The organism is Paraburkholderia sp., assembly GCF_035501035.1.
Taxonomy (GTDB): domain Bacteria; phylum Pseudomonadota; class Gammaproteobacteria; order Burkholderiales; family Burkholderiaceae; genus Paraburkholderia.
On sequence record NZ_DATJWR010000492.1, the window covers coordinates 1 to 6,280 of the forward strand.

Consider the following 6,280-nt stretch of genomic DNA (forward strand, 5'->3'; position numbering starts at 1 on the left):
TGCCGATCGTAGTATTCTCTACCGACGCGGCCCCGGGGGGCCGCTCACGCGCCATCGCGAAGGCCTCCGGCCGAATCGAACCGCTATCGCGGCTCGCGCGAATGTATGGAATGCGGGCCGGAGCCACACACGGGTTGCGCAATTCAATACCCAGATAAAAAGGAGAGGTTGAATGAAGTTGTCGAAGTTCCTGCTCACAAGCGCGCTTGCCGTATCTGCGCTCGGTTTTACCGCCGTGGCCGCTCATGCGGAAGATTTGCTGGACTCCGTCAAACAGTCCGGGGTGCTCAGGATCGGTCTCGAAGGCACCTATCCGCCGTTCGATTCGCGTGACGCCAGCGGCCAGCTCGTCGGCTTCGACGTGGATGTCGCAAAGGCCGTGGCGGCCAAGCTCGGCGTCAAGCCCGAATTCATTCCCACGGAGTGGAGCGGCATCATCGCCGCGCTGCAGGCCGGCAAATTCGACGTGATCGTCAATCAGGTGACCATCACGCCGCAACGCCAGCAGGCGCTCGACTTCAGCCAGCCGTATACGTACTCGGCCGCCCAGCTGATCCAGCGCGCCGACGACAAGCGCGAGTTCAAGGCGCTCGACGAGTTCAAGGGCGACAACAAGCTCGGCGTGACGCTCGGGACCAACTATGACCAGATGGCGCGTGCCGTGCCCGGCATCAACGTGCAGACCTATCCGGGCGCGCCCGAGAAGCTGCGCGACCTGGCCGCCAAGCGCATCGACGCGACAATGGACGACCGCCTGATGCTGCCGTACATCATCAAGACGTCGCAGCTGCCGCTTCGAGCGGGCGCGGTGTTGAAGGGCGCCGATCAGGAAATGGCCATTCCGTTCCGCAAGGGCAATCCGAAGTTCGCCAAGGCGCTCGACGACGCGCTGACTTCGCTTAAGCAGGACGGCACGCTCAAGAAGATTTCCATGCACTGGTTCGGCCAGGACGTGACGCAACCCATCGCGCACTAACGCCTGCCCACGAGCGCGCCGGCCGCAGTTCGACGGCCGGCGCGCTGCCCAGACCTTCCGCACTCCACTCCTCGTTCTAGCGCGCGGCCTGCGTCTGCGAGCGCATCTTCGCGACCTGCGCCACGCTCACCGCACCCGCTTTGTTGTTCCAGCCTGCACGGATGAACGTGAGCACGTCAGCGATCTGCTGGTCGCTGAGGACTCCAGAGTAAGACGGCATCGGATACGGCGCGGGAATGCCCTGGATCACGAGATCGCCCGTGCCATTGAGCGTGACGTTGATGAGCGACGACGCATCGTTCTCCAGCACGTTCGGGTTACCCGCGAGCGGCGCGAACATCGGCGCGAAGCCGCGCCCGTCCGCGCCGTGGCAGTGCATGCAATACGCGGTGTAGACGCGTGCGCCCGCATCGTTCGCCGGGCGTGAGAGCGACACCTTCGTCGCCTCGCCATCGTAAGCGTAGGCGGGCCGCCCGTCGCCGCCCGCCGCCGGCAACGACTTCAGGTAGGCTGCGATCGCGTTCACATCCGCGTCGTTCATCGTCTGCGTGCTCTTGTTGATGACGTCGGTCATCGAGCCGAACGCCGAGGCGTGCGAGTTCGCCCCCGTTTTCAGGAACTGAGCGAGATCCGCTTTGCTCCAGCGCCCGAGGCCCGTATTGTGCTCGCCGGTCAGGTTCGAGGCGTACCAGCCGTCGAGCAGCGCGCCCGTGAGCCATGCGTCGCCGCTTTCGTCGAGCGCCTTCTCGTTGAACGCGATGCCGCGCGGCGTGTGGCACGAGCCGCAATGGCCGAGTCCCTGCACGAGATACGCGCCGCGGTTCCATGCCGCGTCCTTGCCCGGCTTGTCCCGATACGCGGCCTTGTCGAGAAAGACCGCGTTCCAGATCTTGAGCGGCCAGCGCATGTTCATCGGCCACTTGATGTCGGACTCGCGGTTGGCCTGGTTCACCGGCTGCACGCCGTGCATGAAGTACGCGTAGAGCGCGGCGATGTCTTCGTCGCGCACCTTCGCGTACGAGGGGTAGGGCATGGCCGGGTAGAGGTTGTGGCCGTCTTTCGCGACGCCCTCGCGCAGGGCGCGCGCGAAATCCGCTTGCGTATAGCCGCCGATGCCCGTGTCCGGGTTCGGCGTGATGTTGGTCGTGTAGATGCGGCCAAGTGGCGTGTTCATCGGCAGGCCGCCCGCGAACGGCTTGCCGTGCGGCGCGGTGTGGCACGCCGCGCAGTCGCCGACGGCCGCGAGGTAGGCGCCGCGCTGGATCGTCGCGGCGTCGGCGTCGGCCGCGAGGGCGGGGCGTGCGCTCACGCAGGCAAGCACCGCGAAGGCGAATGCGGTGCCCGCGGCGCGGCAGCCTCGCCCGAGGGCGCGGCGCATTGCGCGGGTGCTTTGGCGGGCGCTGCGGGGAGCACCATGGGAAGCACTTCGGGGGGCGTTGATCGTTTTCATCGTGGTCCCCTCCCTCAAGCCGATTTCGCGGCGGACCCCGCGTTCATGAGCTGACGGCCCACGGGCAACTGTCGCACGCGCTTGCCCGTGGCCGCGTAGATCGCGTTCGTGATCGCGGGCGCGAGCGCCGCCGTGCCGGGCTCGCCGATGCCTCCGGGCGCTTCGGCGCTCTTCACGATATGCACCTCGATGGCCGGCATCTGGTCGATGCGCAGGATGCGATAGTCGGTGAAGTTGGTTTGCGTGACGCGTCCGCGCTCGATCGTGATCTCGCCATAAAGCGCCGCCGTGATACCGAACACGATACCGCCCTGCATCTGCGCCTCGATGGTTTCGGGATTCACGGCCATGCCGCAATCCACCGCGCACACCACGCGGTTCACGCGCACTTCGCCGTCGTCGACGGTGACGTCCGCGACCAAGCAGAGGAAGCTGCCGAACGCGTGCATCACGGAAACGCCGCGCCCTTGGCCCTTCGGCATCGGCGGTCCCCAGTTGGCGGCGCGCGTGGCGACATCGAGCACGTTCAGCGCGCGCGGCGACTTGCCGAGCAGATTGCGCCGGTACGTGACCGGATCGGTTTTTGCGGCCACGGCCAGCTCGTCGATGAAGCTCTCCACGACGAACGTGCCGCGCGTCGGCCCCACGCCGCGCCAGAACGCGGTGGGCACCGCATGCGGCTCCTGCCGCACGTATTCGATCAACTGGTTCGGCAGGTCGTAGGGCAGGTCCGCGGCGACTTCGACAGCGTCGGGATCGATGCCATGCTGGAACGCCGGCGGCGCAAAGCGCGCGAGGATCGACGAACCCGCAATGCGGTGCTGCCAGGCCACGGGCTTGCCGTTCGCATCGAGCCCGGCCGAGAGGCGGTCGTAGTAGAACGGCCGGTACATGTCGTGCTGAATGTCTTCCTCGCGCGTGTAGAGCACCTTGACCGGCACATCGAGCTGTTTGGCGATCTTCAGTGCCTGGGTGATCCCATCGACTTCCAGACGCCGCCCGAAGCCGCCGCCGAGCAGGTGATTGTGCAGCGTGACCTGCTCGGGCCTCAGGCCCGTGACGGCCACGGCCGCGTCGACGGCGCGCGTGGGCACCTGGGTGCCCACCCAGATATCGCAGCCGTCGGGGCGCACGTGCACCGTGCAGTTCATCGGCTCCATCGTGGCGTGCGCAAGAAAAGGCTGCTGATAAACGGCGTCGACGCGCGTTTTCGCGGCGCCGAACGCCTGCTGCACGTCGCCGTCCTTGCGCGCGACGGCGCCTTCGCGCTGCGAGGCGCTCGCGAGATCGGCGACGATCTGCTGCATCGAGACGTTGGCGCCCGCCCCTTCGTTCCACTCGATCACGAGCGCCGAGGCGCCGCGCTTCGCGGCCCACGTGTGCGCGCCGATCACGGCCACGGCGTTGTCGACCTTCACGACCTGGGAGACGCCAGGGATCTGTTTCGCGTGGGTATCGTCGACGCTCGCGAGCGTGCCGCCGAACACGGGGCAGTTCACGATCGCCGCGTAGACCATGCCGGGCAGGCGCACGTCCAGACCGAACAGCGCCGAGCCGTCCACTTTCTCCGGCGAGTCGAGCCGCTTCGTCGGCTTGCCGACCAGCGTGAAGTCTTTCGGGTCCTTGAGCGCCACTTGCTGCGGCACCGGCAGATGGGCGGCGGCGTCGACGAGCTGGCCATAGGCGATGCGCCGGCCGCTTTCGTCGTGCAGCACCTCGCCTGCCTTGGCGTGGCAGCTGGCGGGGTCGACCTGCCACTGCTGCGCCGCCGCCTGAATCAACATGGTGCGCGCCGCGGCGCCCGCTTCGCGCATGGGCTGCCAGGCGTAGCGGATCGACGTCGAGCCGCCCGTGAGCTGGCCGCCCAGCAGCGGATCCGTGAACAGCTTCGCGTTGGGCGGCGCGTGATCGACCGTCACGCTATCGAGCGGCACCTCGAGCTCTTCCGCGATCAGCATGGGAATCGACGTGTACACGCCCTGGCCCATCTCCACCTTCGGGATGATGAGCGTGACCTTGCCCGAGCGGTCGATCTGCACGAACGCATTTGGCTCGAACACGCCGTCCTGAGGCGCTTCGTTGCCGTCATCGCCGCCGACGGACTGACCCACCTGAGGGCCTTGCGAGCCTTGCGTGCTGTCTTGCGCGGCGGCCGAAAAGCTGATGCCGAGCAGCAGGCCGCCGCCCGCCGCTGCGCCGAGCTTGAGGAAGGCGCGGCGCGAAAGTTGCCCGCTGGCGGCGGCTAGCGTCGCGCGATGCGCCGCGCCGTTGGGCGCATGCTGCGCGTCGAGGAGGCCTTGGGACATCTCAGGCCTCCTTCGCGGCTTGCTTGATGGCCGCGCGAATCCGGGCATAGGTGCCGCAGCGGCAGATGTTGCCGGCCATGGCGGCGTCGATGTCGGCGTCGCTCGGATTCGGGTTCGAAGCGATGAGCGCCGCTGCTGACATGACCTGCCCCGATTGACAGTAGCCGCACTGCACCACGTCGAGCTCACGCCATGCCTTCTGCACTTTCTGGCCCGCCGGCGTCGTGCCTACGGCCTCGATGGTCGTGATCTTGCGGCCGGCCAGCGCGGCGACGGGCATCACGCACGAGCGTGCGGGCTCGCCGTCGATGTGGACCGTGCATGCGCCACACTGCGCAATACCGCAGCCGAACTTCGTGCCGGTGAGCCCGACGATGTCACGCAGGACCCAGAGGAGCGGCATGTCGGGCGGGGCATCGACCGCATGCGTTTCGCCGTTGATGATTAGCGTCGTCATGGAGCGGCTCACGAAAAGTGGGGATTTATCGCTATCAGTCGCACAAGCAGAACTCGCGCGCCGGCTGTTCCGCTAGAAAGCCAAATGGAAACGTCGTGGGCGGTGCCCTTCGATAACCAGCTGAGTGTAATGGTGCCGTTCGAAGTTTGCTGTGAACGCGTCGATCGCCGCCCGGATCCCCAACGGCATGTGCGGGGGGAGTGCCGCTACACGCACGCTTTCGCCGTCTCGCCCGACGGGTGGAGCGCAGGAGCGGTGCAGGGAGCGAGAAAGCCCGCGTGGATGCGGACTGCGCGCGAGATCAGAATTCCATGTCGAGCTCGTCGATGTCCTCGGTCTCCGACTGGGCGGCCGCGATCCATTCGGCGACATAGGGCTGCTTGAGCACGCGCATGCAGTACTCGCCGATGTCGGCATCGAGCGGCACGTCGTAGGTCAGAAAGCGCGTGACGACGGGCGCATACATCGCGTCTGCCGCGCTGATCTCGCCGAAGAGCCAGGGGCCGCCGTAGCGCTGCAGGCAGTCGCGCCAGATCGTCAGGATGCGCTCGATGTCGTCCTGCGCGCGCGACCAGATGCGGAAGTTCGGAAAATGGCCGCGCAGGTTCATCGGCAGCGCGGAGCGCAGCGCGCTGAAGCCCGAATGCATTTCGCCGCAGACGGAGCGGCAGTGCGCGCGCGCCTTGCGGTCCGCGGGCAGGAGCTTCGCCTGCGGGCGGATTTCGTTGAGGTACTCGCAGATCGCGAGCGTGTCCCAGATTTCGATGCCGTCGTGCCTCAGGCAGGGCACGAGTATCGAGGGCGAGAGCAGCAGAAGCTCGGCGCGCGCCGCGGCGTCGTCGATGGGAACGGTGACCGTGTCGAATTCGAGTCCCGCCAGTTTCGCGAGCAGCCAGCCGCGCATGGACCACGATGAATAGTTGCGGCTACTGATCGTCAAGGTCGTATTCATCTGACTCATGCGGCCCTCCTGGGGGCAAAGTTCGTGGCCGCGCACATCGCGCGGGCGCGCTGCACCACGAACGCCTTGGCAGCGCACTGTTTTGCGGCAGGGTGCGATGACGCGCGCTCGACGGCTCCAAAGGGTGCAA

5 protein-coding genes are annotated in these 6,280 nt (G+C 66.9%); 1 reads left to right on the top strand and 4 read right to left on the bottom strand.

The features are described 5' to 3' along the window. Positions 1-172 precede the first annotated feature (172 nt). The gene (locus VMJ11_RS33720) at positions 173-976 is read left to right on the top strand and encodes a transporter substrate-binding domain-containing protein (protein ID WP_325625503.1); all 804 of its coding nucleotides are present in this window, start codon (positions 173-175) and stop codon (positions 974-976) included. A 76-nt stretch (positions 977-1,052) separates the two neighbouring features. Here VMJ11_RS33720 and VMJ11_RS33725 read toward each other — a convergent pair whose 3' ends face one another. From VMJ11_RS33725 to VMJ11_RS33740, 4 genes are all read right to left on the bottom strand, one after another. Further along, positions 1,053-2,354: a cytochrome c gene (locus VMJ11_RS33725; protein WP_325625505.1), complete on the bottom strand. Its 1,302-nt coding sequence runs from the start codon at positions 2,352-2,354 to the stop codon at positions 1,053-1,055. Between the two features lie 86 nt (positions 2,355-2,440). Further along, a complete protein-coding gene (locus VMJ11_RS33730; RefSeq protein ID WP_325625507.1) occupies positions 2,441-4,732 on the bottom strand; it encodes a xanthine dehydrogenase family protein molybdopterin-binding subunit in 2,292 nt (763 codons plus the stop codon). 1 nt (position 4,733) lies between these two features. After that, a complete protein-coding gene (locus VMJ11_RS33735; RefSeq protein WP_325625508.1) occupies positions 4,734-5,189 on the bottom strand; it encodes a (2Fe-2S)-binding protein in 456 nt (151 codons plus the stop codon). A gap of 301 nt (positions 5,190-5,490) precedes the next feature. Further along, entirely contained in the window at positions 5,491-6,150 is a 660-nt protein-coding gene (locus tag VMJ11_RS33740) for a glutathione S-transferase family protein (RefSeq protein ID WP_325625509.1), read from the bottom strand. Between the last annotated feature and the right edge of the window lie 130 nt (positions 6,151-6,280).